The sequence below is a fragment of the Rhodococcus sp. KB6 genome, assembly GCF_001445685.1.
Taxonomy (GTDB): domain Bacteria; phylum Actinomycetota; class Actinomycetes; order Mycobacteriales; family Mycobacteriaceae; genus Rhodococcus_F; species Rhodococcus_F qingshengii.
In genome coordinates this window covers 1-25,630 of the sequence record NZ_LNAK01000005.1, presented here as the reverse complement: position 1 = coordinate 25,630, position 25,630 = coordinate 1, and the positions used below count along the sequence as shown (strand labels likewise).

Annotated in this window: 24 protein-coding genes and 1 pseudogene; 13 read left to right on the top strand and 12 right to left on the bottom strand. The window is 61.6% G+C overall.

The genetic code is table 11. From position 1 onward, the window contains the following. Positions 1-3 precede the first annotated feature (3 nt). The 7 genes from ASU23_RS00550 to ASU23_RS00515 all read right to left on the bottom strand — a co-directional run bounded on the left by ASU23_RS00550 (position 4) and on the right by ASU23_RS00515 (position 8,060). Positions 4-1,122, bottom strand: a complete 1,119-nt coding sequence (locus ASU23_RS00550; protein WP_058036922.1) for an acyl-CoA dehydrogenase family protein — start codon at positions 1,120-1,122, stop codon at positions 4-6. Beyond that, positions 1,115-2,278 (bottom strand): acyl-CoA dehydrogenase family protein, encoded by a 1,164-nt coding sequence (locus ASU23_RS00545; RefSeq protein ID WP_253741105.1) that lies wholly within the window; start codon positions 2,276-2,278, stop codon positions 1,115-1,117. The genes ASU23_RS00550 and ASU23_RS00545 overlap by 8 nt, the downstream gene beginning before the upstream one ends. A 5-nt stretch (positions 2,279-2,283) precedes the next feature. After that, positions 2,284-3,057 carry an enoyl-CoA hydratase-related protein gene (locus tag ASU23_RS00540; RefSeq protein WP_058036920.1) on the bottom strand — a complete coding sequence of 258 codons (774 nt, stop codon included), beginning with the start codon at positions 3,055-3,057 and terminating at the stop codon, positions 2,284-2,286. 480 nt (positions 3,058-3,537) lie between these two features. After that, a complete protein-coding gene (locus tag ASU23_RS33710) occupies positions 3,538-3,696 on the bottom strand; it encodes a hypothetical protein (RefSeq protein ID WP_156423038.1) in 159 nt (52 codons plus the stop codon). A gap of 682 nt (positions 3,697-4,378) precedes the next feature. Continuing rightward, positions 4,379-5,338 carry an NAD(+) diphosphatase gene (gene nudC, locus ASU23_RS00525; protein ID WP_054828529.1) on the bottom strand — a complete coding sequence of 320 codons (960 nt, stop codon included), beginning with the start codon at positions 5,336-5,338 and terminating at the stop codon, positions 4,379-4,381. A gap of 467 nt (positions 5,339-5,805) precedes the next feature. Further along, complete coding sequence (locus ASU23_RS00520) at positions 5,806-6,882, bottom strand: acyl-CoA dehydrogenase family protein (RefSeq protein WP_058036918.1); 1,077 nt, start codon at positions 6,880-6,882, stop codon at positions 5,806-5,808. Beyond that, entirely contained in the window at positions 6,882-8,060 is a 1,179-nt protein-coding gene (locus ASU23_RS00515; RefSeq protein ID WP_058036917.1) for an acyl-CoA dehydrogenase family protein, read from the bottom strand. The genes ASU23_RS00520 and ASU23_RS00515 overlap by 1 nt, the downstream gene beginning before the upstream one ends. A 237-nt stretch (positions 8,061-8,297) precedes the next feature. Between ASU23_RS00515 and ASU23_RS00510 the strand changes: the two genes are divergently transcribed. Further along, the gene (locus ASU23_RS00510) at positions 8,298-9,065 is read left to right on the top strand and encodes an IclR family transcriptional regulator (RefSeq protein WP_058036916.1); all 768 of its coding nucleotides are present in this window, start codon (positions 8,298-8,300) and stop codon (positions 9,063-9,065) included. Between the two features lie 79 nt (positions 9,066-9,144). Here the strand turns inward: ASU23_RS00510 and ASU23_RS00505 are convergent, their stop codons facing one another. Then, a complete protein-coding gene (locus ASU23_RS00505; RefSeq protein ID WP_058036915.1) occupies positions 9,145-9,429 on the bottom strand; it encodes a hypothetical protein in 285 nt (94 codons plus the stop codon). Positions 9,430-10,336: 907 nt separating this feature from the next. On the opposite strand from ASU23_RS00505, the gene ASU23_RS00500 reads away from it, so the two are divergent. The 5 genes from ASU23_RS00500 to ASU23_RS00480 all read left to right on the top strand — a co-directional run bounded on the left by ASU23_RS00500 (position 10,337) and on the right by ASU23_RS00480 (position 16,256). Beyond that, on the top strand, positions 10,337-11,986 hold the full coding sequence (locus tag ASU23_RS00500) for an NAD(P)/FAD-dependent oxidoreductase (protein ID WP_058036914.1): 1,650 nt from the start codon (positions 10,337-10,339) through the stop codon (positions 11,984-11,986). Continuing rightward, complete coding sequence (locus ASU23_RS00495) at positions 11,983-12,279, top strand: Dabb family protein (RefSeq protein WP_058036913.1); 297 nt, start codon at positions 11,983-11,985, stop codon at positions 12,277-12,279. The genes ASU23_RS00500 and ASU23_RS00495 overlap by 4 nt, the downstream gene beginning before the upstream one ends. A gap of 65 nt (positions 12,280-12,344) precedes the next feature. Further along, positions 12,345-13,214, top strand: a complete 870-nt coding sequence (locus ASU23_RS00490; RefSeq protein WP_058036912.1) for an SMP-30/gluconolactonase/LRE family protein — start codon at positions 12,345-12,347, stop codon at positions 13,212-13,214. A 225-nt stretch (positions 13,215-13,439) separates the two neighbouring features. Then, a complete protein-coding gene (locus ASU23_RS00485) occupies positions 13,440-14,888 on the top strand; it encodes an aldehyde dehydrogenase (protein ID WP_058036911.1) in 1,449 nt (482 codons plus the stop codon). Positions 14,889-15,002: 114 nt separating this feature from the next. After that, complete coding sequence (locus tag ASU23_RS00480) at positions 15,003-16,256, top strand: CaiB/BaiF CoA-transferase family protein (RefSeq protein ID WP_058036910.1); 1,254 nt, start codon at positions 15,003-15,005, stop codon at positions 16,254-16,256. 357 nt (positions 16,257-16,613) lie between these two features. Here ASU23_RS00480 and ASU23_RS35195 read toward each other — a convergent pair. After that, a pseudogene (locus ASU23_RS35195) lies at positions 16,614-16,679 on the bottom strand (hypothetical protein); the annotation flags it as partial. Positions 16,680-17,291: 612 nt separating this feature from the next. On the opposite strand from ASU23_RS35195, the gene ASU23_RS00475 reads away from it, so the two are divergent. Both ASU23_RS00475 and ASU23_RS00470 read left to right on the top strand, forming a co-directional pair. After that, complete coding sequence (locus ASU23_RS00475; protein ID WP_054828455.1) at positions 17,292-17,492, top strand: 4-oxalocrotonate tautomerase family protein; 201 nt, start codon at positions 17,292-17,294, stop codon at positions 17,490-17,492. A gap of 461 nt (positions 17,493-17,953) precedes the next feature. Further along, complete coding sequence (locus ASU23_RS00470; protein WP_058036909.1) at positions 17,954-18,754, top strand: crotonase/enoyl-CoA hydratase family protein; 801 nt, start codon at positions 17,954-17,956, stop codon at positions 18,752-18,754. Between the two features lie 365 nt (positions 18,755-19,119). Here the strand turns inward: ASU23_RS00470 and ASU23_RS00465 are convergent, their stop codons facing one another. Further along, positions 19,120-19,581 carry a hypothetical protein gene (locus ASU23_RS00465; protein ID WP_058036908.1) on the bottom strand — a complete coding sequence of 154 codons (462 nt, stop codon included), beginning with the start codon at positions 19,579-19,581 and terminating at the stop codon, positions 19,120-19,122. A 229-nt stretch (positions 19,582-19,810) separates the two neighbouring features. Here ASU23_RS00465 and ASU23_RS34590 point away from each other — a divergent pair, with 229 nt between their 5' ends. After that, the gene (locus tag ASU23_RS34590) at positions 19,811-20,293 is read left to right on the top strand and encodes a transposase family protein (protein ID WP_269614655.1); all 483 of its coding nucleotides are present in this window, start codon (positions 19,811-19,813) and stop codon (positions 20,291-20,293) included. Positions 20,294-20,360: 67 nt separating this feature from the next. Here the strand turns inward: ASU23_RS34590 and ASU23_RS00455 are convergent, their stop codons facing one another. Next, positions 20,361-20,873 carry a hypothetical protein gene (locus tag ASU23_RS00455; protein WP_058036907.1) on the bottom strand — a complete coding sequence of 171 codons (513 nt, stop codon included), beginning with the start codon at positions 20,871-20,873 and terminating at the stop codon, positions 20,361-20,363. A 239-nt stretch (positions 20,874-21,112) separates the two neighbouring features. After that, positions 21,113-21,802, bottom strand: coding sequence for a PE-PPE domain-containing protein (locus tag ASU23_RS00450; protein ID WP_058036906.1), 690 nt, complete (start codon positions 21,800-21,802; stop codon positions 21,113-21,115). Positions 21,803-22,003: 201 nt separating this feature from the next. On the opposite strand from ASU23_RS00450, the gene ASU23_RS00445 reads away from it, so the two are divergent. The 4 genes from ASU23_RS00445 (at position 22,004) to ASU23_RS00430 (ending at position 25,207) form a co-directional block, all read left to right on the top strand. After that, entirely contained in the window at positions 22,004-22,183 is a 180-nt protein-coding gene (locus ASU23_RS00445; RefSeq protein ID WP_058036905.1) for a hypothetical protein, read from the top strand. Positions 22,184-22,471: 288 nt separating this feature from the next. Then, positions 22,472-22,693 carry a hypothetical protein gene (locus ASU23_RS00440; protein WP_058036904.1) on the top strand — a complete coding sequence of 74 codons (222 nt, stop codon included), beginning with the start codon at positions 22,472-22,474 and terminating at the stop codon, positions 22,691-22,693. Positions 22,694-22,763: 70 nt separating this feature from the next. Further along, positions 22,764-24,167: an AMP-binding protein gene (locus ASU23_RS00435; RefSeq protein ID WP_253741103.1), complete on the top strand. Its 1,404-nt coding sequence runs from the start codon at positions 22,764-22,766 to the stop codon at positions 24,165-24,167. Positions 24,168-24,205: 38 nt separating this feature from the next. Continuing rightward, positions 24,206-25,207 carry an acryloyl-CoA reductase gene (locus ASU23_RS00430; protein WP_058036903.1) on the top strand — a complete coding sequence of 334 codons (1,002 nt, stop codon included), beginning with the start codon at positions 24,206-24,208 and terminating at the stop codon, positions 25,205-25,207. Positions 25,208-25,630: the final 423 nt, after the last annotated feature.

Genomic DNA, 25,630 nt, shown 5'->3' with positions numbered 1-25,630 from the left:
CGTTCAGACCCTTTCGACCGTCCGTGCCGTCGCCTTGTCCAGCACGAGCGCTCCGACTTCTTCCTCGAGTTCCGTACTGTCGCCGTACCAAGCCCGCAACGCGAGCGCACGCTTGTAGTACCAGTGGATGTCGGCCTCCGCGGTGAAGCCGATACCCCCATGCACCTGGATCGCGCCTTCGCAGACAGAGACGGCGACAGTGGCGGCATGGGCCTTCAATGCCGCGGCGCTGAGTTCAGCCTCGGCGTGGGGTAGTTCGTCCAACTCGCCGGCGACGGCCTCACAGAAGTTGTGCAGGGAGACAGCCTCGGTGTGCATGTCCGCCAGCATGTGCTTGATCGCCTGGAAGGAGCCGATGACCCTTCCGAACTGCTCCCGCTGTTTCGCGTACTCGACCGCCAACTCGACGCAGCTGGTGGCAATTCCGCTCAGCTCACAAGCGATGAGCACCCGGCTCCACCGCCGGACTCGCGCCAGAACTTCCGGCGCTGTCGCCGCATCGCCCACCGGAGCCCCCTGGGCCCCGTCGAGCGTGACCCGGCTGAAGTTTACAGCCGGGTCAGCGCTGCCGACAGCCTCGATCCGCACTCCCGGGGTCGTCGGCTCGATCAGGTGCAGCACAGGGTTGCCGTCCCGGTCGGCGACGACAAGAAGGGCCAACGCCTCACTACCGAAGCGAACCGCCTCGAACGTCCCGTGCAGCTTGCCGTCCACGCTCGTAACCGAGCCGAGTCGTCCCGACCAATGGTCGGTCACGGCAGGATCGAGGAACGCCAGCACCGACCCGTTCTCCACAGTGTCCGCCAAGAGCTTGCGGCCCTCTGCAGAGGCGTGGTCGTACACGGTGCCGGGCAAGAGCGAGTTCTCCAGCATCGGGCCGGCGAGAAGGTGACGGCCATACTGGATGAAGAGAGGACCTAATGCCGAGAGTGGAAGCCCGAGCCCACCATGCTCCTCCCCCCAGACCACGGCAAACGTGCCGAGTTCAGCCAGAGCGGGAACCAGGCTCGAACGCTCGTCGGGCGACGAAAGGATGCGCCGGCGAGTATCAGCGTCGTACACGGACCGCAGGAAGTCGTCGACGGTTGCCGCCAGGTAGGCGATGGTGTCGTTGTCAGCCACGGGGAAGTCCTAGAAGTCGCTCGGAGATGATGTTGCGCTGGACCTGCGACGTGCCCCCATAGATCGAGGCTGACCGTGAGTAGAGGTGGTCATGCACCCACCGGTCGGCCTCCAGGCCGAGAGGCGTCGATCCCGACAGCGCCCGCGACGGGCCAAGCAGCTCGGCGATCGAGCCGAACACGGTCTGCTCGATGCCGTTGAGGAGCAACTTGTCCACGGAGTCCTCGGGAGTCGGGACCTCGCCTGCGTCCAAACGCTTGACAGTCTGGCGGGTCTGGGCGCCCAAGACTCGCAACGCGATCTGCGCCCGTCCGAGCGCCACGCGAACACGCCGCCCGAGGGCAGTCTCCGGCCCCGGCAGGTCAGATTCCCGCAAGGCGGCCACGGCATCCTCGAACGCGACCTCGTAGTCGACGCGCCGGCGCACCGTGTAGGCGGCCCGCTCTATGCCCAGCGTGTGCGTGGCCACCGTCCAGCCCTGGTTCAACTCACCGACCAGGTTTCGGCGCGGTACCCGCACCTCGTCGAAGAACACCTCGCAGAACTCGCGATCACCGGTCATCTGCTCCAGCGGACGCGCAGTGATCCCCGGTGAGCTCATGTCCACCAAGACATAGCTGATACCGGCGTTCTTGTGAGCGCCCGGATCGGTGCGCACCAACAACGCGCACCACTGCGACTTGTGCGCCCAACTCGTCCACACCTTCTGGCCCGAGATCACGAAGTCCTTGCCATCGATCACCGCACGGGTCCGCAACGAGGCGAGGTCGGAGCCTGCATTCGGTTCGGAGAATCCCTGACACCAGATGTGCTCGCCGGACAACAGTTCGGGCAACAGCTCTTCACGCTGCCACGACTGACCGTGATGGTCGATGGACGGACCGACCACATCGAGCCCGATCAGGCCGATCGGCATCGGCGCCCGTGCCCGCGCCAACTCCTCGGCGAACACCAGTTGATGCATCGGCGTCAGGCCCTGTCCACCTGCCTCCCGACTCCAGCTGATACCGATCCAACCGGCGTCGAACAACGTGTGCTGCCACTCGCGTAGCACAGCGAAGCGCTCATCCAGGTCCAGCGGCACATGCGGAACGTCGGCCGCGGCCAGCCATTCCCGCGCCAGGGCACGATAGCCCTCCAGTTCCACCGTCGACACGACGTTCACCGCCCCGTGTACACGGGCGTGCGGCGCTCCAAGAACGCGCTGAGCGCCTCCTTGGAGTCCTCGTAGCCCGACAGCTCACCGGTCAAGGACTGCTCGAACTCGTAGCCGCTCTTCAGGTCCGTGTACTCGATGGCGTTCAGGCTCTGCTTGGCGATCCGCAAAGCGGCCGGGCTGTGCCGCGCCAGCGACTCGGCCAACGACTGCGCCCTCGCATACAGCTCATCGTCGGGAACGACATCCACGATCCCCCCATAGTGGAGGAGCTTTTCCGCTGGAATCAGATCACCACTCAGGTGCATCAGCCGGACCACGCCTTGAGGCACCATCCGGGACAGGTGCTTGGCTCCACCCATCACACCCACCTTCACCTCCGGCAACGCGAACCGGGCACTCTCGGCGGCCACCACCAGATCACAGGAAGCAGCGATGGCCAGCCCGGTACCGACCGCAGCGCCCTGAACCGCGGCGATGACCGGCTTGGTGCTGTCATAGATGGCGAAGAACGCCTCACGCACCTGCTTCATCCGTCCTGGCGAGTTCTCCGGATCCAGCGTCTTGAACTCCTCCAGGTCATTGCCACCGCAAAAGTGCTTGCCCCGGCCGGCGAGGATCAGGACCCGCGCGTCCGGCAGGTGCACGTCGACGTTGTCGAAGAACTCCTTCATCTCGACGTACATCGCCTGGTTTACCGCGTTCGCCGGAGGTCGGTTCAACCACACAGTCGCGGTCGTGCCGTTCTCCTGCCAGTCGATGAACTCAAACTGAGCCATGTCATGACCGTCCTGTCTGTGTGGTGCCTAGGCACATCGAGGATGGGGCTTCAAACGTCCATTGAGACTCATCTATCTATGAACGGAAGCCGCCGTGATTCTCTTGTAGCGTAGAACGCATCCAAACCATATGTCAATCACCACTAACTCAAATCGGGGCAAGATCCTGCCGCATCGTGCAATGATCGACCAGTCCAACAACTACCCCGGAAGACTCACGAATCCCATACCCTCGCGAGAATCTGAATGAACTCATCAGCAGTGTTGCGCTGGCGGCGGTAGTGAAGTCGCACTGCGCAGTTGACTCAACAAAGCTCACGACGAGGACGACATCCGCCCTGCGCAACTGACGACGCATCCTCCGAGATCCGTTCGATGAAACGTCGATTGGCCTACTCGAGAACAGGAAAACGAAGAACTGCGCCGAGTCGCGGCGTATCTCTCGCAGGCCAACTTGCCAATAAGCTGATGTACCCTGTATTAGCTGGTACGCAACCTGGCCGTGACCGGCACCCCGATCGAGGTTCCCGCCTCGGTGACCTGCCAGAAGTCTTTCGCGATCTGGAAAAGCGGGGCTTCGTTCTTGCAAGGGACCGTGACCGCGTCGCGGCAGAACTCCGCGAGATTGGGCCTGGGCATAGGTCTCATTACGCCGAAGAGCAGTTCAATCCTCAGAAGTTGGGAATCAAACCAAACTTCAGCAGCCCCGTCGAACTGACGCCTGCCCGTATACGGAATGAAGCCGGTGCACCTTCTTTTCCTGTTCGCAGACATCCCCTGAGCGTGGCGGAGATGCGCCCAGGCACCACGAAGCCCGTGCATGGATGCTCGCACGAAAATGCTCGATCCGACCAAGCTTCCTCGAACATGGATACGGGCCATGCGGCGTTTCTCCGACTACCTTGTGGCCGGCTTAGGCTTTGACGGCGGCTATGGTCTCGCGCGGTCCCGTAACTGCCATTTTGCGCTTGACCATGCGCAGTTGGATTAGTCACCCGACGACCATTGCCCACGCCGGGTTTCGTTGCCGGAGAGAGCAGTTCGATTCAGATGGGTCACATTTTCGTCCATACAGCAGTGATCGGCGGGACACTGAAGAGGCCTCGGCCGCTTGTTCAACTGATGCCGCAGCAGCGACAGATGGCGGTGAAGTTGCCCTGATTTCTTCGACGTAGGGCAACACTATGCGTTATGTTTCTCGGCGTTCGAGCTCACCCCGTGAGGTGGGAATCTTCCTCTTGGGAGGCCCAACTTCAACAACCTCCATCACTGGTGGAACTAACCCGCCTGTCGCCCTCGGATCACCATCCAAATGTTTGCACTATCCAGGCTCGTCCGCAGCCCAGGCCTCGAGCATGCTTCGTGCAATCGAGACGGCCCCGGGCAATAACAGCTGAGTCTCTGCACGGCTCGTCCAGTCCCCCACAGCCAGGAGTGCACGCACCTCCGCACGGGTAAGCCAGATCGCTTCGGCGATCTCACCGTCCACGAAGACGAGCTTTTGCATCGGATCGGCCACGGCGTGGAAGCCGAGCATTGCCGATCGAGGGAATGGCCATGGCTGACTCCCGAAGTACTGCACATCGGAGACCGTGAGACCGACCTCTTCGGCGACTTCCCGCGCCACGCAACTCTCCAGTGACTCCCCGGCCTCGACGAATCCGGCCAGGATGGAAAACCTCCGGGTTGGCCACATCGATTGGCGCGCAAGCAGTACTCGGTCGGCGCCATCGTGCACCAGGCAAATTACTGCAGGATCGGTGCGTGGATACTCCTCACGGCCGCATTTCGTGCATACCCGCACCCATCCGGCCGATGCCATCGTTGTCGGATGTCCATCGCGCGAACAGAAGCCCGCGTCGTCGTGCCAGTTCAGCAGTGCCAGAGCTACGGCACATCTTTCGGCGTCGGTGGTATCGAGGAGTGCACCATGGGAACGGAGGTCGCCGAACTCGACAGCACCTCTTGATCCAAGCGAGCCATTACATCGGCTTGGAAGTAAGCGATCATTGAAACCTTCGTCGCCCCGCACCGCCCATTCGTGGTCCCCGTCGAAGACACCGAGCAGCACCGCGTGCTCCGGAGGCTCGAAGTAACGGTCGGAAGCCGGTTCCAGCAGCACATGCTTCTCCATGAGACGAACTTGCCCGAGCCCGTTGACTCGCAGAAGTCGCGCCGTCGGCCACCCCTCCCGCAGTGCCTCCGTGTCGTCGCGCAGTGCAGCGGCGCGGTCGAGACCACCACGTGAAAGCGGCGGCCAGGCGCGATGGGGATCGATCATGGATTCACTCCCAATATCGTAATGGCGCTTCAGAATTGCTCAGACAATTTATGTTCATACCGCGTGCTTTTCCGCATCAACTCTGAAGGCGCCGGAGGACTCCGCTTCCAGGCACCGCACTAGCACTAGTCCGACTCGAATGTGTCAAAGTGCGAGCGCCGTGGGCAAAGCTTTACGTGCGCCCGGCAAAAAAAATGAGGCTCATGATTCGGCTGGTTTCCATCAGTGAGTCTCCGATCCCGGCCAACGAACTCGCTCGCAAACGCGTTCAGCACAGGCTTCCACCGCACCTGGTCCATCGCGCCCCTCCGAGATGCTCGCCGGTTGGGGGTATGCACGGGAACGCATGTGTTGGTGCCAACGCTGTTGCTGTGTAGGACTGTCGACTGTGGTCGGCTTCTGCATTCGACCTCAAGCAGGGAGGTGAAGGCTCGACCGCGGAGGAGATCGTGGCGGTTCCGTATGCATCACACGGACCTTGCGATCACGGCTTCGAGGTACCGGCTCGCGGCACCCTCGACGCAGGCGCCATCGACGACCATCGGCCAAACGCCGTCCATGCCGCCGACGATGGCCACGCGGGAGAGGACCCCCTCCCAGAACGCCGGTGACCCGAACTCGCCACGCCACTGCAGGGCGGGAAGGGTGACCCGGTGCAGGGTGTGCTCGTGGGTGGTCCCGATCGCGCCGTGCACCTGATGGACGTTGCGCACCGCCACGGCCAGAGCCTGCGAAACGACGCTGCGCGCGACCGCAACGCGAAACTGGGACAGCTCGCCGCCGAGGGCGTCGGCGAGCGCGGCGTCCACGGCAGCGCGGGCCAGCACGGACTCGGCGGCGATGTCGACGACGAGGTTCTGCACGGACTGGAACTTTGCCAGGGCGCGACCGAACTGGCTGCGGGCAGTGGTGTGCTCAATCGCCGAGGCGAGCATGCCGTCCATTGCCCCGACACACTGCACTGCACGGGCGAGCGCGCCGCGCAGGACGTACGCCTCGACGGCCGCCGTGGGGACAGGTGACCAGGAGATGCCCTCACCGACGATGACAGAGCCGGCCGGCACTACCGAGATGCCCTCAAGGGAAGTGATCGTCAACCGGTCGGTGGGCACGTCCGCGAGCTCGTGCGTATCGCCGGCGGGGCGCACGCACACTACAGTGGAGGTGGCACCGGCCCACTGGACACCATGTGCGGTCCCGGAGGAATCGAGCAGCGCGACGGTCGCGGTGGAGTCGGACGAGTCGTCGATCCCGGCGGCGCGCCGGAGCGGCCCGGCCAGCAGGTCAGTCTCGGCGTACGGGACGGCCACCCCGGCGGCAGCCGCGGTGCGCAGGAGCGCGGCGGCCTCGGCCCAGCCGGCTCCGCTGCCACCGCCGTCCTCGGGCGCGGTGAGCCTGGCGACGCCGACCTCCCGCAGTGTCGACCACACGGCGCCGGCGTCGGGCCTGACGTCCGGGCCGGAGAAACCGGAGACGACGTCGGAGAGCATCGCCTGCAGGTCCTCGTCGACTGAGAGGTCGACGGTCGTGGTGGTGGTGGTCATCAGCGCATCCCCAGTCCCCGCGCGATGACGCCGCGCAGAATCTCGTTGGTGCCGCCGCGGAGCGTGAAGCCCGGGCGCTGGTGGAGGCCCGCGCGCAGCAGGCCGTGGATCTCGGCGACCGCGGCGGTGCCGTTTGTGCCGACAAAACCTGGCGCCAGCTCGTCGCCGAACCGGGTGGAGACGGCGTCGACGATGTCACCCTCGGTGGCGGTGCCGAGCAGCTTGACGAGGGCTGCCGGGATGTCGGCGGGTTCACCTCGCTGCAGCGCGCCGGCGATGTTCTGGCTGAGGTTGTGCAGTGCGGCCATCCGGGCCACGGTCCGGCCGAGGTCGCTGCGCTCGGGTAAGGCTCCTGTGGAGATCGCACCGATCTCCGCTGCGAACAGGCGGAACGAGGAGAGGAACCGTTCAGGGCCGCTACGCTCGAAGGCGAGCTCGGAGTTGACCTGTTCCCACCCGTTGCCGAGGGCGCCGAAGACCATTGAGTCCGCCACAAAAACGTCCTCGAGGACGACCTCGTTGAAGTGATGGTCCCCTGAGAGGGAGACGATCGGCCGGACGGTGACGCCCTCGCTGCGCAGGTCGACGATGAACTGACTCAGACCCGCGTGACGGTACGAGATGTCGAGCGGTTCGGTGCGGCACAGGGCGATGAACGCCTCCGCGTGTTGGGCCCCGGAGGTCCACACCTTGGTCCCGGTGATCCGCCAGCCGCCGTCGACCTGAACGCCCTTGGTGCGGACACTGGCCAGGTCGGAGCCGGAGTCCGGTTCGGACATGCCGATACCGAAACAGCACTCGCCGGCGGCGATGCGGGGTAGATACTGGTGCTTCTGCTCCTCGGTACCGTAGCGAAGCAGGGAGGGGGCGATCTGTCGGTCGGCAACCCACTGCGCGGCGACGGGGGCGCCCACGGAGAGCAGTTCCTCAGTGACGACGAAACGCTCGAGGTGGGTTCGACCACGGCCACCGAACTCCGTGGGGATCGTCATCCCGACCCAGCCGCGTTCGGCGAGGCGTCGGGTGAAGTCCTCGTCCCAGCGGGTGAGCCAGGTGTCGACCCAGGGTACGAGACGCCCGGCGGCAACCTCCTCGGCGAGAAACGCGCGCACCTCGGCACGCAGGGCGTTCATCTCATCGGTCGCCACCGTGGTCGGTGGCGCGAGAGTCGAACTCATGGAGCCTCCTGATGAGTCCTGCCCGGGCGGCGCCCGGACGATCGGGTCGACTGTGCCGCTGTTCAGGGAGTGCGCACAGTCAAATCAAGGGGCAGTCCAGACCGCGGGTCGCGCTGCCGCGGAGGATGCCCCTCATCAATTGGAAAGTCTCCCAGAAATGCCATAGATACACAATAGTGAATTTCATTACTTATATACGAAATCTGCGCGTGGGGATGTCGTTGCTACGCTGTCGCAATGACGGACACTCATCCGCCCGCCGGAGCCATACCTTTCGAGCAAGTTCCCGAGCGTCCCCACCATCGCATGATCGACCGGGTCGCAGCAATCCTCGAACTCGTCGCACGCTCCGGTGCCGGTCTCACCCTCACGGCCGTGGCAAAGGCTCTCAACGCCCCGGTGAGTTCGGTGCATGGGCTGCTCAACGGTCTCGTCGCCGTCGGCTACCTCGACGAACGCGACCGTATCTACACCCTCGGTACAGCGCCCTACCTGCTCAACGTCATCGCGGGACGCCCCCCGGTCACGTCGATAAGTCACGAACAGCTTCAGCAAGTGCACGCCGAGGCTGGACTGACCATCGCGCTGTCCACCTCGGTGGGCGACGACCTGTTCTACGTCGACCACGTCTCCTCCGACCCGGAGTACGCGTACCTAGCGGAGAACCGATTGCGGCGCTCCCTGCTGCGCACGTCCGCGGGGTGGCTGCTATTGGCTGACCGCGAGCAGCGTGACATCTGGGCATACCTCAACTCCCGCCCGGCGGCCGACGCCGACTACATCGAGCAGTTCCTCTACTCCTTGGAGGCGCTACGGGCCACCGGCGTGTGTGCCGCCCCGGGCGTGGCTGTCGAACGTGGTGACGGCGTGTCGGTAGCGCTCCGGGAACGCGGCCGAACCATAGCCACACTCGGTGTGGTTGGCGTTCGCGAGAAGATTGTAGAGCGGCGCGACGAGCTCGCTAGGATCTGCCTCCAGCACGCCGAGGAGTGGGGCTTTCGCTGACCCGCTAGGGGCGCGACTACGTGCGAATTCCGGTGCGCGAAGCTTCTCACACCATGGAGGGCGACCACGATCCCTCGTGTCAATGCCCCTGATACTTGCCCGCGAACGCCGCCAGCGCCTCACGGTCGGCCTCGGCGTGATGCGCGAGTGCCCACAGAGCGGCCGACAGCTTGAGAGCAGTGACTCTAGCGCTGGGACTCCCGCAGCAGTTTCTTTGCCCTTCACACCGAGTGGGTTCGTTCATACCGAGGGCGATCTCGATATTGACCGCGGCGGCAAGGGCAGGATCGACGATGATCAGATGCGACTCGAACTGGGGTTGGAGTCGCAGGTCCGCGCGTACGGGATTCGGGCGCGCCGGCAACTCCAGCGAGCACCCGTGGGCCGATCTGACCGGGATGCACTAGCCGCTGGGGGTTCGATCAGATCGATGAGAAGACCTTCAGAGTCGCTGGTGTGCGCCCGACTAATCAACTAATCGAGCGGAGCAGCAAACTCGTCGTGACCGGCAGCTCCCCGCGGAAACGCGATCAACGCCCACCAGCAGGGCTGTCGTTTATCGTCGCCTCCCAACTCTCCAGGCCAAGGAACCGGAAGGCCACTTCGGTCGCGTGGTAACACTATCGCCGAAGGCAACACCGCGGAGTCGACTCGATGGACCAGGCCCTGACGTGCGTAACCGCGGGGTGGTGGCACTGAAAGTAGCAGCGCACCCAACGCGACCGGCCCGATCGCGAACGCCTAGATCAACCGTACGTAGACGACCGGGCAGAACCACTATGAACGTAACAATTCGTCAAGGTCGCCACACAGATGCATCACTCGAGCCGGCCGCGATGTCCCGAAAGGCAGTCGCGAATGCGAATCACAACCCTCGGGAAGTCGACCAGTTCTGCTGCCTCGCCACATGCGCACTGAAGACCCGCCGGCCTTCCACCTGCGAGACGATCGAGGCGTACCTGACCATCATGCTCGCCGCTCCAGCCACAGCCCCTTCATGCCGCGCCGTCACGCAGCAAAACGCAAATTGAAGTCAAAAATTTCGTAATTATGAATTTTTATTTTTAGTTGCGTAATTCGAGCCTCCTATCTATGGTGTACACCACACACCAAAGAAGACCTTGGTCGCAGCCACACACGTTCCAGGTCTCGCCCCTCCCGCACCTTCGGCCCTCTAATCAGAGGGCTACAGCAATCAGAGGGCTACAGCAATCAGAGGGCTACAGCGAACGGCAACCCTCCCCAACTCAGCATTCGAAAGGTCCAAATCGATGACCACAACCCACGCTCCAAAGAACGACCTGGAACAGTCTGCCGAAACACCTACCTATGACGTCATCGTTGTCGGTGGTGGTTTCGGTGGCATCTATCAACTGCGCCATCTTCGAGACCGAGGGTTCTCTGTGATCCTCCTTGAAGCTAGTGGCGGCTTCGGCGGGGCTTGGAGCCTCAATCGCTACCCGGGAGCAAGGGTCGACAGTCACGCACAGGTGTATCAGTTCACCGACGAATACCTCTGGCAGGATTGGGACTTCTCACAAAGGTTCCCCGATCATGAGGAGATGCGCAGCTACTTCAATTATGTTGACTCCAAACTGGACCTGAGCAAGGACAGTCGCTTCAACACTAAAGTTGTGAGCGCCACGTTCGACGAAGAGCAGCGGATGTGGACGCTCGAAGCGCAGGACGGGGCCGCTTTTCGGGCGAGGTTCGTGGTGTTCGCAACAGGATCGACTACAGAGCCCTACATACCGTCCATCCCAGATATGGATGCGTACCAAGGAGAACTCGTTCACACTGCACGATGGCGATCCGACCTGGATATGGCGGGGAAACGCGTCGCGATTATCGGAACTGGCGCAAGCGCTGTTCAGGTTGTGCAGGAAGCAGGCCCAGTAGTCGACCACCTCACAGTCTTCCAGCGCACTCCTAACCTTTCGTTGCCCATGCAGCAGAAGTACTTCGACGACGAGGAACAGGCTGCGATCAAGAAGACAATGCCCGACGTCGCCGCGAAATCTCGTGAAACACACGCGGCGATCGACTACGACTTTGACCCCCGGAGCGGCGTCGAAACCCCTGAAGCAGAGCGCAATGCTGTATTTGAGCGCCTGTGGAATCAAGGCGGATTCGCATTCTGGCTGGGAAATTTCTCGGACTATCTATTCAATGAGAAGACAAATGCGCTGGCATATGAATTCTGGAAGAACAAGATCAAGCCCCAGATCAAAGACCCCCTCAAATCAGAGCTGCTGGCTCCAGAAGTCGCCCCTCATCCATTCGGAGCCAAGCGGCCGGCCCTTCACCAAAACTATTATGAGGTCATGAATCAGACGAACGTCTCGCTTGTCTCCAGCAAAGAGACCCCGATCGTCGGATTCACCGAAACTGGGATCCGCACAGCCGACGGAGCCGAGCACGGCGAGTTTGACATTATCGTTCTCGCTACAGGATTCGACAACAACACCGGCGCACTAACCTCGATCGACGTACGAAACGCGAATGGCGTCACTCTACGTGACAAATGGAGCCAGGGCGTAGACGCGTACCTCGGAGCAGTCACAGCCGGTTTCCCGAACGCCATTTTCGTCTACGGCCCCCAGAGTCCTGCTGCCTTTGGGAACGGGTCCACGAACGCCGAGCGTCAAGGCGAGGTCATGATCGAGCTTTTTGAATACCTTCGGTCGAACGGACTCACCCGTTTCGAATCGACGGTTGACGCGGACAAGGCCTGGACTAAGCACATCAACGAGACCGATGCCAAGGCGATATTCCATGGAACGAAGTCTTGGTACAACGGGGGCAATATTCCGGGCAAGAAAATGCAAATGCTGCAGTACCTGAATGGGTACCCGACGTACATGGGATTCTGGCAGGCCGAGAAGGAGTCCGGCTACACTGACGGGCTAACCGTGTCATGACTTTCCATCACCTGGTAGCAATCACCTGGACGCAGTCAATCGACGAATCGAATATGTCGGCGTTTTCAGAAGCGCTTAATCAGCTGTCTGTCGAATGTGCAGAGCTGCTACATGCCTATGCGCATGGAAGAGACGTCAGTTCGCGCGACGTGAGTAGCGACTACGGGATTTCCGCTACGTTTCATGATCCAACAGGCTACGCCGAGTACGACGTGCATCCTGCTCATATTCGCGCAAAGGAGCTGCTCTCCGAGTTCGCGGCGAAATACACCGTGGTGCAATTTGAGGCCTGACTAGCGCCTAGGATGCGTTTAACTCGAAGCTGCAATCGCCATATCTACCACCGAAAGGACAGGCAATGAAGAACCATTCACTGCAGACAATATCAAGTGGGCATGGCTACCTCGAAGCGCCACGCTGGCACGATGGTCGACTATGGGCTAGCGACTTTTTTGGCAAGCACGTTCTTCTTTTCGAAGAGGACGGCAGCCACACTGCATTCGCGACGTTCGAAGAGTCACCGTCCGGGCTTGGTTTCCTGCAGGATGGATCGGTCTTAGTGGTCCTCTTGGATCCGACGAAGAAAGAGGTTGTGCGAATCTCGTCCGACGGATCCGTCAGCGAGTATGCCGATATCGCGCATATCGCCCGCGGAATGGCAAACGACATGCTGGTATCGCCGTCCGGACATGCCTACATTGGTAACTTTGGCTTTGACCTTGGGGCTGAGGATCCGAAGGCAACAACTTTGGCCCACGTGACACCCGAGGGAAATGTAAGCAAAGTTGAAGGCGATGTGATATTCCCGAACGGAGCTGCTCTTAGTGCGGACGGTCGAACTTTGCTCCTCGCGGAGACTTTCGGTCACCGGATCGATGCTTTTGACGTAAACGTCGATGGTTCTTTGACTAATTTCCGAGTGTGGGCGCAACTCGATGAGAGCATGCACCCTGACGGGATTGCACTAGACACCGAGGGCGGCGTCTGGTTCGGCAATGGCCTGACCAACGGTCCGGAGAGCGGCTTCTACCGCGTTGTGGAGGGCGGCGAGATCACCGATTCCGTTCTCGTGCCTGACGCCTGGGCTGTTGCGTGCACGTTTGGCGGATCGGACCTGGATGTGCTGTACATGTTTTGCAATGCGACCACGCTTGAGCAGTTCGGTGAAGGTAAGTCACAAGGCACCGTCCGCACCGCGCAGGTGAATCGACGTGGCGTCGCACAGTAGCCTGGCGGGCCTGACTTCCTAGATGTGGGTCGTCCGTACGGAGTTCGATCGGGCCCGAGACGGACCGATCGCTATGGTGCCGAGTAGTCATCTAGTCGTTCGCTTCAACTGTAGACGCTCCAACGCTTTGCCCCTCGTTTGGCTGCGGCAGCGTATTGACCGCAATTGTTCTTCGCAAGAAACCTTGGCAGACAAGGTATATGACCATTTTGGAGAGGTGACATTATGCCCCCAGCCGGTGGCGCCGACCGCAGAAAGTTTTATATTAACGGACAGTGGCGAGAGGCTGTCGACCCAGAATTATTCACTATTGCAGAAGCAGCAACCGAGCGGCCGCTGGGCGTTGCCGCAATGGGTGGTCCTTCGGAGATTGACGAAGCTGTTTTGGCCGCGCGGGCAGCACTCGACAAAGGCCCCTGGGGGCGTTCCACCCCGCACGAACGGGCCGAGGCTATGCGGCGGTTCGCCGATAGCCTCGAGCGCCGAGGAGAATCCACCGCGAGCTTGGTCAGTCAGCAGAATGGCATGATTAAGTCTTTATCGATTATCAGTAACGCTGCGGCCCCGGTAGCGATACTGCGTTCAATGGCTGAGCTCGCCGAGGCACGGACTTTTGAGACTCGCCGTCCCAGCAAGAAGGGGCACACCATTGTGCGGCAAGAGCCAGTCGGTGTTGTTGGTGCAATCGTTGCGTGGAACTATCCTCAGTTGCTGGCTATGGCCAAGATCGCTCCTGCTCTCGCCGCTGGGTGCACTGTCGTTTTGAAACCTGCCCCCGAAACTGCACTTGACGCCTATGTGCTCGGGGAAGCAGCCGAAGATGCAGGTCTGCCGCCTGGAGTCCTCAACATTGTTGCTGGTGGCGTTCGCGCGGGCGAGGCCCTTGTGGCCCATCCGGGTGTGGACAAGATTGCATTTACCGGTTCAACGGCTGCAGGGCAGGCGATAGGCGAGGTGGCAGGCCGGTCCCTTAAGAGGGTATCGCTTGAGCTCGGCGGCAAGTCGGCGGCCGTCGTGCTCCCTGATGCGGATCTGGATGTCTTCGCTAGGAGCCTCGACGACGCCATATTTAAGAACGGGGGGCAGACGTGCACCACAAACTCCCGTATCTTGGTTCCCCATGGTCGTTCCCGGGAAGTTCTAGATGTCCTGGCTGCCTATGTGGATGATCTGGTGATGGGGGACCCGCTTGACGACGCGGTCACTTTGGGCCCGATGGTGAGCGATCAGCACCGAGAGCGAGTTAGAAACTATATCCGGCTTGGGGAGTCTGAGGGATTTCAGCTTGTCCGTGGCGGCGCCGAGCCGCCTGATGGCCTAACGCGAGGGTGGTTTGTTTCGCCTACTATTTTTGGAAGCGTGGACAATAACAGTCGACTGGCACAGGAGGAGATATTCGGTCCTGTCATCTCCGTTATCCCGTATAGGTCCGAGGATGAGGCCGTTCGTATAGCAAATGACACCGCCTTCGGTTTGGGCGGGGTCGTATTTACTGAGGATCACGAGCATGGCCTGGATATCGCGTCACGTATCAGGTCTGGCACAATGGGGATCAATTATTATTCGATGGACATCGGCTCCCCCTTTGGTGGCGTGAAGCACAGCGGAATTGGGCGAGAATTCGGCCCTGAGGCGCTGGATTACTATCTTGAATACAGGTCCATCTATGTCTAGTCGCCTCGGAGCCTTCCGACCCCACTCCCTGTTCAATTGTATGCCTAAAGGCTCCATGATTTACCTTCCCCCTCGGCCGGCCCGACCCTTCAATACCCACCAGAATGAGCAGCCATGACCGACTCGACAGTCAACGCCCTTTCGGCCGACGTCTGGGACGCCTCTTCCAATTCAGCCGCGCTGCCTCCGCGGACTGGCGCGCTCACAGACATTCGCGTCGTCGACCTGTCTCGGGTGCTCGCCGGACCACTGTGCGGGCAGATGCTCGCTGACCACGGTGCGGACGTAACGAAAGTAGAGCCACCAGCCGGCGACGAAACCCGCGGTTGGGGCCCGCCGTTCGTCAGAGAAGACCACAGCACGTACTTCGACGGGCTCAACCGCAACAAGCGCAACATCAGCGTCGACCTACGAATCGAAGAAGGACAGCAACTTCTGCGCCGAATGCTCGCCGAGGCCGACGTCGTGATCGAGAATTTCAAGGCCGGGACGCTCGAGAGGTGGGGCCTGGGAGACGACGTACTCGCCGCGGAGTTTCCGCGTCTCGTACACTGCCGGATCACCGGGTACGGTACCGACGGGCCGCTTGGTGGCGCGCCGGGGTACGACGCAGTGCTTCAGGCACTGTCCGGGCTGATGAGTATCAACGGCGAAGCTGACGGCGAGGCGATGCGAATCGGGATCCCGCTGGTGGATATCATCACCGGCCTCAATGCGATGAACGGCATCCTCATGGCGCTGCACGTCCGGCGCGAGACCGGACGCGGGCAGCTTGTCGACCTCGCGCTCCTCGACAACGCGGTGTCGATCCTGCACCCACACGCCGGCAAATGGTTCGCTACCGGCGTCGCGCCGGAACGCACCGGCGTCGCCCATCCCACCATCTGCCCTTACGAGACGTTCATCTGCAGTGACGGACCGTTCTTCATTGGTGCCGGCAACGACCGACAGTTCCGGTCGCTCGCCACCGCGTTGGACGCGCCCGAGCTCGCCGAGGACCCACGGTTCACCACGAATACCGATCGTATGGCGAACACAGTACAGCTGCGCAAGATCCTCGGCGGACTCATCGGCGGTTGGCAACGCGAGGCCCTGGCCGCCGCACTTCGACTGGCCGGCGTTCCCTCGGGGGCAGTAAACAACGTCGGAGAGGCACTCAACCTTCCGCAGGTGCGGCACCGAAAGATGGTGATCGAATGCGACGGGTACCGAGGTGTCGGCGTACCAGTAAAGCTGTCCGACTCCCCCGGTTCAGTGCGATTCGGCCCTCGCCACCGCGGCGCCGACACCAACACTGTTCTCGCCGAGCTCGGACTTTCCGAGAACGAGGTTGCGTGTCTACGCGACTCCGGGGCATTGCCGGAATAACGGGGCCGATCACTCGACGAGGGGAGCACCGCCTGACACTGTTCCCCAATGCGGGCCCCACCGGCGAGCTTGCAGGGCCGGTGGGCTTCACTGACATGATCGCCGCCCTAGTGGTCCTAGCGCCGGTGCGCAGCAACACCCGTGAATTCCGTCATTCGGGAGCGTTCCGAAGACGGAGTACCGATGGCAGGTCCCCGATAGTCGGACCACCGTGTTCTAGAGTCCGGTTGCGTGAGTTCAGTCAATCTCGCAACCCACGGGTTGGTGGGTGTGGGTGCATTGGGCAGCGCACACGGCCGGGGTGAGGTAGCCCAGCGATGAGTGTCGGTGCCGACTGTTGCGGTCGTCCTTGAAGTCTCCGATCACGACCGTCGCTTCGAGTAGACTCGTCCAGTGATTGCGGTTGAGGCATTCCTTCCGCAGTCGGTTGCATAAGGATTCGATGTGTCCGTTGTTCCACGGTGTCCCTGGCGAGATCTAAGAGATACCGATCCGATCCCGGCAGAACTGTTGCAGCACAGCGGATACGAACTCCGGTCCGTTGTCCATCCGCGACACCAGCGGCTGCCCACCCCTCCCGCAGCGCCCTCGGCATCGTCGCGCAGTGCGGCGGCGCGGTCGAGGCCACCACGTGACAGCGGCAACCAGTCGCGATCGAGTTCGATCAGAGATTCACGCCAATCTCGTAATGGCGCTTCATAATTGCTCAAACTACGCATGTTCGTACCGAGCGCTTTCGCCCATCAACTCTGAAGGCCCCGGAAGGCTCGCCTTCCAGGTACGCACTAGCGACGCATCATCAACGCGGTTATTCCACAGATGATCTTATCCACAATAAAGAATGGCTATCTGACACTTACTTGACTCCAAGCTAAAGTGACACGACACACCAAATTGATTGCACCCCAACATTTTTAATCGACGCTCAAGGCTGTTACCCTTAGCCGTGGCACGGTTCCCGCCGATCAATTGATCTCGATTAGCGAAGTTGTTTGTCGAGTGCCTTTCCCAACAGAAACCCTCAAGGAGCACGCTATGCCGCTGTTGCATGTGACGCAGACCCCCGGCCAATCCGCCGAAGCGAAGCGTGAACTATTGAAAAAGCTGACCGCCGCATACGTGGAAGCGACAGGAGCGAAACCGGCAAGCGTCTGGGTGACGATCGAAGAAGTGTCGAAGGACGATTGGGCCATCGGCGGTGAGACTCTGACCGAACGAGCCTCGAAGCCGGCCTGACCGACGTTCGGCGAGCGACTCCGACTTCTCGTTCGGCCACCTCGGTCGCGCGAGAGGCCGGAACCCACCCTCGGTTCTCACTGAACGTCGGCCGCCCCCGATCAACTGGATGTGGTGCCCTCCGCTCACCTGCTGAGCGGAGGGCACCACAACAAACTCGGCGGGCTGCCACTGTGGCCTGGATCTAGGTGGAGAATTCGAGCTGAACCGATGAGTAGGTCTCAGCCATCGCCGAGACGAACTCCTCGGCAAAACTCACGTGGTCGGGATGTGTCGGGTACGCGCGAAACTCGTCGAAGCCATCAATGTTGCGGAAACGGCGCAGTCGGCGTTGCCGTCCTTGATTCCGAGATCTCGGCCGTATGGATACTGAAGGTCTGCGGACGGCAGCCGAAGTCGGGACCGACAACTAATAAGTCAGTCATCGTGACTGATTGACCTTCACACAAGGAGCAACTTTCATGGATGATCCCGTTCTCGTCCAGCGCGACGGTGTTATCGAGACCTGGACAATCAATCTGCCCGAAGAACGCAACCCGATCTCCGGTGAGGACGTGATCGATGCACTCGTAGCGTGCGTGGCCGCTGTCAATGCCAGCCATGAGACCAGAGCAGTCATCGTGACGGGCGCAGGTTCCGCGTTCTCGGCCGGCGGTAACGTGAAGGACATGGCGGAAGGCCGCGGGCTATTCGGAGGCAAGCCTCACCAGCAGCGCGAGGGCTATCGGAAAGGAATTCAACGTATACCTCGGGCGATGTACAACTGCGACGTCCCCCTGATTGCGGCGGTGAATGGCCCCGCAGTGGGCGCCGGCTGCGATCTCGCGCTCATGTGTGACATGCGGATCGCCTCCGACACGGCCTTCTTCGCAGAAAGCTTCGTCAAGCTGGGCATTATTCCTGGGGACGGTGGAGCGTGGTTGCTGCCACGCGCGATCGGTGCGGCCCGCGCTGCCGAGATGACGTTGACCGGGGACCGCGTCGACGCGGCGACTGCACTGGAATGGGGGCTGGTCTCCCGGGTCGTCGCCCCGGAGCAGCTGCTCGACGAGGCGCGCGGGCTGGCCGAGCGCGTGGCGGTCAATCCGCCGAACTCGGTGCGGATGGCAAAAAAGCTTTTGCGTGAATCCCAGCATCTGAGTCTCGATAGTTTGCTCGAGTTGTCCGCTGCTATGCAAGCGCTGTCCCATCACACCGCCGACCACCAGGAGGCCATCCGTGCGTTCTTGGAGAAGCGTCCGGGTTCCTTCACAGGTGAGTAGCAACTGAATTCGCTTGAGGCTGGGTCGGTATCACCGGAGAATGACCGCCCAGCCGCCGGCGAGCTCAGTATGAGAACCACAAACGAGCAGGATCTATCGAGGTTGCCAGGCCGGCTCCCGTCTCCCAAAGCACCTCGTGTTTGAGTAGCGGTCCCGACTTGAGGGACGAGAAGTTGGCGGCGGCCGGGTCGCCGAGGGCCCGCCACACCCAGGTACGGCCACCGCCATGGCAGGTGCCGCCCGAGAGCGGTAGCGGCCCAGACGTTCCGGATACCGCGCCGGCAACTGATCGGCCATTGGGCCGAGAGGCGCCGCGATTGGCGCTGGCGCTCCTACTCCACGATGAGATGGTCTCGTTCTTTGCGTCAAATTCTTTGCGTCAAAGCCGCGGCAGCTGCTTGCGCAGCGTCTTCGGCTTCGTATTGGCTTTCCGCCACGACGACTGCGTACGCCTCACCTGAGAATCGGACGGCATCGGTCGGAAGAATCGGTCGGCCCAGACGTACCACGCCCGGGGTGGTCAGTGGAGGCACGATCTTTCTCAGATTCAGGTCGGTGCCGGTGAAGACGCCATGCACACCAGGGGAAGACTTAGCAGCTTGCGTGTCGACCGACAGCAGACGGCCATGCGCAATCGGACTACGGACGAATCGTGCGTAGAGCGCACCGGGCACCCTGATATCGTCGACGTAATGCCCCTGACCAGTCAAGATTCGGCGGTCTTCTTGGCGGCTTACGGACTTGCCGATCACCTGTGTCGGTCCCCGCAGACACAGGTGATCTACGTCGATCTTGAGCGAAACTGCCTTCTGCGATGACTGATTCATTGGGCTCTACATCACTAGGTCGTGTAGCTTGTTCGCGTCCAGCCCATCGTGTCAACGACGGGTTGGAATTGGTTCTGGCCCACTTTCCGTGATGGCCTGCCTCGCGCCGCGTGTCGTTCCGGCAGGAGTAGAAATCGGCGAGAGATGATCGTTCTGGTGTTCTGAGAACTGTTGTGATCTGCGTGCCCTCCTTCCGCATCTGGCGGGTGTCGAAATCGATTCGGTAGATGTGACCGCCGGTGGAGTCCGTATTCGGGCGTCGCCGTTGTCGACTTCGGCGAGCTGTCCGACGTGCGCCGCTTCGTCGAAGCGGGTCCACAGTCGCTACGAGCGCACGCTCGCCGATACCGCTATAGCTGACCGATCAAGTTACGTTGTCTTGCAGGTGCGTCGGTTTCTGTGCTCGAACACCGGCTGTGACCGACGCACATTTGTCGAGCAGATCGACGGACTGACCAAGGCTTACGCACGAACCACTCCGCTGCTGCGCGAAATCCTCGAGAAGATCGCGCCTGCGCTGGCCGGACGAGCCGGATCGAGGTTGGCGTCCACGCTGGGAGTTTCCGTCGGACGCTCTACCTTGTTGAGGCTGGTCCGAGCGTTGCCCGACCCTCCAGCCGGTGTGGTGACGGTGCTTGGCATCGACGACTTCGCTCTCCGTCGGCGGCATCGGTACGGCACAATTCGAAAGCCTGGAGTTCAGTCAAACTGAAGGAATTTCGGCGCGAGCTCGAGGACAGGTCGGGCTCGGGAACCGATGATAGTGCGTGGGTTCGCGGTCAACTGTGGAGATCGTGGTGTTCTGCAGGGCTCTCGAGGAGGTGCCGGGCCGCGGCTGCATAGCGGATCGCGGTGCCTGGGCTGAAGCCGAACACCGCGGCGAGGTGCAGTGGGTCCGGGCCGTGCGTGAGTGATTCTTCGAGTTGACGATCGACGTGCAGTCGATCGAGGGTGGCGGTAGTCCCCCAGAATGCCTGGGTGATCCACACTCTGCCGACCGGGCACGTGCGCACGGCGGTCACGCGGTTGACCAACAGGTGGGGGTTGGCTGTGTTGGGCCAGTGGGCGCGTCGGTAGCTCAGCCAGTCCGTCAGCGCTCGGTAGGTGAGGTCGTCCAAGGGTCGAGATCGGCCGGCGATAGTCAGCCGACGGTCACCGAGGTCGATGTCGTCGAGTAGCAACTGGCCGATGTCCTTGGTGCGGGCAGCGTGAATGGCGGCCAGGGCGACGGCGAGGCGGGTCGCTGGTGTGATGGCGGCGTCGGTGGCCTCGGCGATTTCGTTGTCGTCCAATGGCAGGATGGCGCGGTAGTTGTTCGGTCCGGGGCGTGGCGAGCAGTGGTGGACATACGAGTTGAACCTCTCGATAAGGAATACGAGTACAGATCAGCGAAAATTAGCACAGACTGACCGGTTTGTGAATATTTAACTATCGCGGGACCTTAATTCACAGACAACCGGAAAGCGTTGCGCGGTAACGTGTTCCAGTTTTTGATTGATCGTTCAATTTCCTACAATGTGGGATTATGTTCCTAACGGTAACTAGTATGCGTCATCAGATAGCCAGCGACAGTGGTCGCGCCCAGCGGCTCCCGGGCATCACATACTCCGTCGGTCGGAGCGCAGATCCACTCGACCTCCACCAGACGGAACGGCGCCCGCTCCCCCGCGAAAGTGACGCCACTCGGAGCTTTCCGTCCTGCGAGGGCGACCTCGATGCCCGTCTTCGGCTGCCGAGGATCGGCGTAGAGCCGAACCTGGACCCGGGCGGCAAGCTTCGTACCGATCTCGCCGCGGTCGATCTCGACCGCGAGATCCCCGACGATGCGCGCACCCTGGGAGTACCCGAGCAGGACATATCGAGTTGACGAACTGCACATATGCTCCTGAGCGGCTATCCGATCCCGAAGCCGCGACAAGCCGATCGCGACGGAATCGTCGTAGTTCTGTGTCCAACCGGCGACGCCGGCAAGGATTCCGCCCGGATACTCCACATGCTCGACGACGTACCCGAGAGCCCGGTAGTCGCCGGCGATGGCGTTGAGCGGCGACGCCGGGTCGATACTCGTGGGCGTATGCGGCCCCTTCGTACCGTCCACGGCGAGCACCAGCGGCACCATGCACGTGGCAGGAACGGAGGCGGAGGCATATTGCTGCGGAAATGCGACGGCGCCGGCAATCACGGCCACAGCGACGGAAAAGAAACGAGATTTCTTGAACATGAAAGTTTTCCCGGTGCACGAGGTGGATGCAGCGAATGCTGCGAGAAGATAACCGGGTTTGAAGTTAGCGATCGGGAATCTTGTGCGCGAGGTGATATGTGGGGTGACCCGCTCACAAGCCTCCAGAACGGGAACGCGTTGCACTAATCTTTGACGAACGTCTTCGGTCGCCGATTAGTACCACGCCCAGCCCCTCAGTTCATGTCCGTACAGGGGCTGACGGCCTTCGGTCTGGCCGACAACGCCACAGCAGACGCCGGACGACTGACGCAGGTGAAGATTGAGCCGATGCCGGCAGGCAACCTCGTCTACCTGACCGAGAGCACCCAACAGGGCGCGGACCAAAGCCGACAATCCAAAAACCGGCAAACCTGGCGGTGAACTACACCCATTCAGATGCTGGTCCTGCCCGTTCGTGTTCATCACCGACTGACGGTGGAGTCCGCACAGGACCCCGTGGAGGCCGAGCTTCACGAGAAGTCGCTCCGACAGAAGATGGCGACGCTTGAGAGTGTCTCCCGACTATCGACCGGCCAGCAATGACGCAGTAACATCACCCACTGTGGTGCGCTGCTTTCCGCCTCGGTTCCAGCGCACCACCCGTTACCACCGCGCAGGCAATCGCCCCTTTCACTCGGCCTGCATGATCCACACGTGCAGGAGCTACCCATGACCTCCCCCGCCGAACGTCTGACCGCCAAACTCGAACAACTCCCCATCAGCGACGACGCCCCCATGTGTTCACTCCTGCGCACAACGCTGCTCGCACACGCGCAAGACGGTAGCGATATCACCGAACCCACCGTGCTGGGACTGCTCGCGATCACCGGTGTCCTCGAAGAACGACTCGCCAGGCTCGAAGCCACACTCCAACCCGCAACCACCCCATGACGCCACCCGCGCCCCCACTCACCACGGATAGGAAAGTCGGCCGCCGATGGCGGTTGGCATGATGGTGGGCATGGCTGCCACCGGACTTCCCGAACTCGATGTCGCCCGGATCGTGAAGTATGAGGCGAAACATCGTCCCGGACACGTCGTAGTGGTGGACCGTCCGGAGATCGAGGCACCCGTCGGGCGTCGCGTCGAATGGCCCGAACATGGATGGACAGAACTGCTTTCGGCAGCCAAGCCCGCCGGTTGCGTCCCCGTTGCTGCTACCGATCCGCTGTACATCCTTTACACATCCGGCACGACGGGAAAGCCGAAGGGTATCGTGCGCGACAACGGCGGCCACGCCGTCGCCATGCAGTGGTCGATGCGATACGTCTACGGTATCGAGGCCGGTGACGTGGTTTTCGCCGCCAGTGACATCGGCTGGGTGGTGGGGCACTCCTACATCGTCTATGCGCCCCTTCTGACAGGTGCCACCACCGTCCTGTTCGAGGGCAAACCTGTCGGTACACCGGACGCCGGTGTGTTCTGGGACGTGATCGAACGGTACGGAGTCAACGTGCTGCTCACCGCGCCCACTGCGATGCGGGCAATCCGCCGTGAAGACCCGCACGCCGACCTGCTCATCGGAAGAGACATGCACACGCTGCGCGGGATCTTCCTCGCCGGAGAGCGACTCGACCCCGACACCCAACGGTGGCTCGGCGAGGTGCAGGCTGCACCTGTGATCAACAACTGGTGGCAGACCGAGACGGGCTGGCCGGTAGTGTCGAACTTCCTCGGCCTGAGCTATTTTCGGCCGAAACCAGGTGCCTCCACCAAACCTGTCCCAGGCTTCGTCGTAGACATTCTCGGCCGCGACCGTAACCCCGTCGAGGTGGGACAGGAAGGTGCCGTGTGCTTGCAGCTGCCGCTGCCGCCCGGTTTCATGACCCAAGTGTGGGGCGACGAGGACCGTTTGGCGAAAACCTATCTAAACGCGTACCCCGGGTACTACACCTCCGGTGATGGTGGACGAGTAGACGAAGACGGTTACGTGTACATCCTCGGCCGAACCGACGACGTCATGAACGTTGCCGGACACCGGATGTCGTCGGGACAGATCGAGGCGGCCATCGCCGAACACCCCGGCGTCTCCGAATGCGCGGTGGTCGGTGTGCACGACTACCTCAAGGGCCAGCGTCCGTATGCGATCGTCGTCCCGGAGATGAACCATGTGGACCGAACCGTGGAACTGAGTTCGCAGATCCAGGACCTCGTCCGTCGCCAGATCGGGCCGATCGCGTCGCTGGGCGGTGTCGAGGTCGTCGCCGCCCTCCCCAAAACGCGCTCGGGAAAGATCGTGCGTAGCTGTCTACGACAGATCCTCGACGGCGACGAACCTGATATTCCACCCACAATCGAGAACATTTCGGTTGTCGACGATCTGATACGTGCACTGACGAAAACCCCTGATTCGCCTCCCTCATAAGGCCACCACAAACCGCTTGTTCAAGGAGGAACACTCACATGTCCACTTATCTCGCTCTCACCGCCGTCCTCGACGGAGAAAAGATCCAGCCTGAGGTGCGTGAACTGCAGCGACAGGACCTCGGTGCTGATGAGCTTCGCATTCGGATCGACTACTCCAGCATCAACTTCAAAGACGCGCTCGCATTCACACCAGGAGGCGGCGTGGTCCGCAACTACCCGATCGTGCCCGGCATCGATCTTGCCGGTGTCGTCACCGAATCGAACTCGACCGAATTCCAGGTCGGCGACAATGTGATGGCCCATGGCTACGAGATCGGAACGGCACGCGACGGCGGCTACGCGCAAGAAGCTGTCGTACCAGCGGCCTGGACCGTGAAACTGCAGGGCCTCACACTGCGCGAGGCCGCAGCGATCGGTACTGCAGGGTTCACGGCCGCGATGAGTGTGGCAGCGATCATCGATTGGGGCGTCACCCCCGACTCCGGTCCGATCGTCGTCACCGGTGCTAGTGGCGGAGTCGGATCGGTGAGCATCGATTTACTGGCTACCAACGGCTACGAGGTGGTCGCCTCGTCAGGCAAGCCCGCAGCCGAGCAACGCTTGCACGACCTGGGCGCAGCAGAAGTGATCGGCCGTCTGCCTTTGGACCCGGACGCCAAACCGCGGCCGCTGGGCAAGAGTCGGTGGGCAGCGGCCGTCGACTGCGTCGGCGGCGCGACTCTGGCCGACATTCTCAGCACCACCAACTACGGTGGCGTAGTCACCGCCAGCGGGCTGACCGGCGGAATCTCTCTGCAGACCACCGTGATGCCCTTCATCCTCAGAGGCGTTGGTCTACTGGGCATCGACTCGGTGCAGATGGAGATCTCTGCTCGGCGCGCATTGTGGCAGCGGATCGAACAAGAATTGAAGCCGCGCAACGTGGACAGCATCAGCACCGAGATTTCGATCAGCGAGGTGCCGACCGTGGTCGCCGCCCTACGGTGCGGCGAGTACACCGGCCGTGCAGTGATCAATCTAAGCCAGGGGTGGACATGAATGTGCGGGACTGCTGCACCAAGAAGTGACAGTTACCTTGTTATGCCGCGGTGTTGTGAATGGTCTCGAATTCGACAGGGGCAGATTCAGCTGGTCGTCGCAACACTGGTGAATACAAGTCTTCCAGTTACTCAAGGCTCTACCGGGTTGCCCCAGTCGAGCGTTTTTCCAAGGCTGGTCGTTGAGCACCGCAGAGACGGCCACGAGTTCGTCGACGCTATGCGTTGCCAAGTCGGTACCGCGGGAGTATTGACGGAATAGTGGAATGGACTTCTCAAAACGGTAAGCGTTACAACGACCGCTAGATGTTGCGGGTACGGACGTTGCTGACGCGGGACTGAAGTAGACGGGCTGGTCCTCGGCGCGAGAATGGGAATTGCGAAATAGCCGTTCTCGACCAAGAAGGACCAACCCTGTGACACA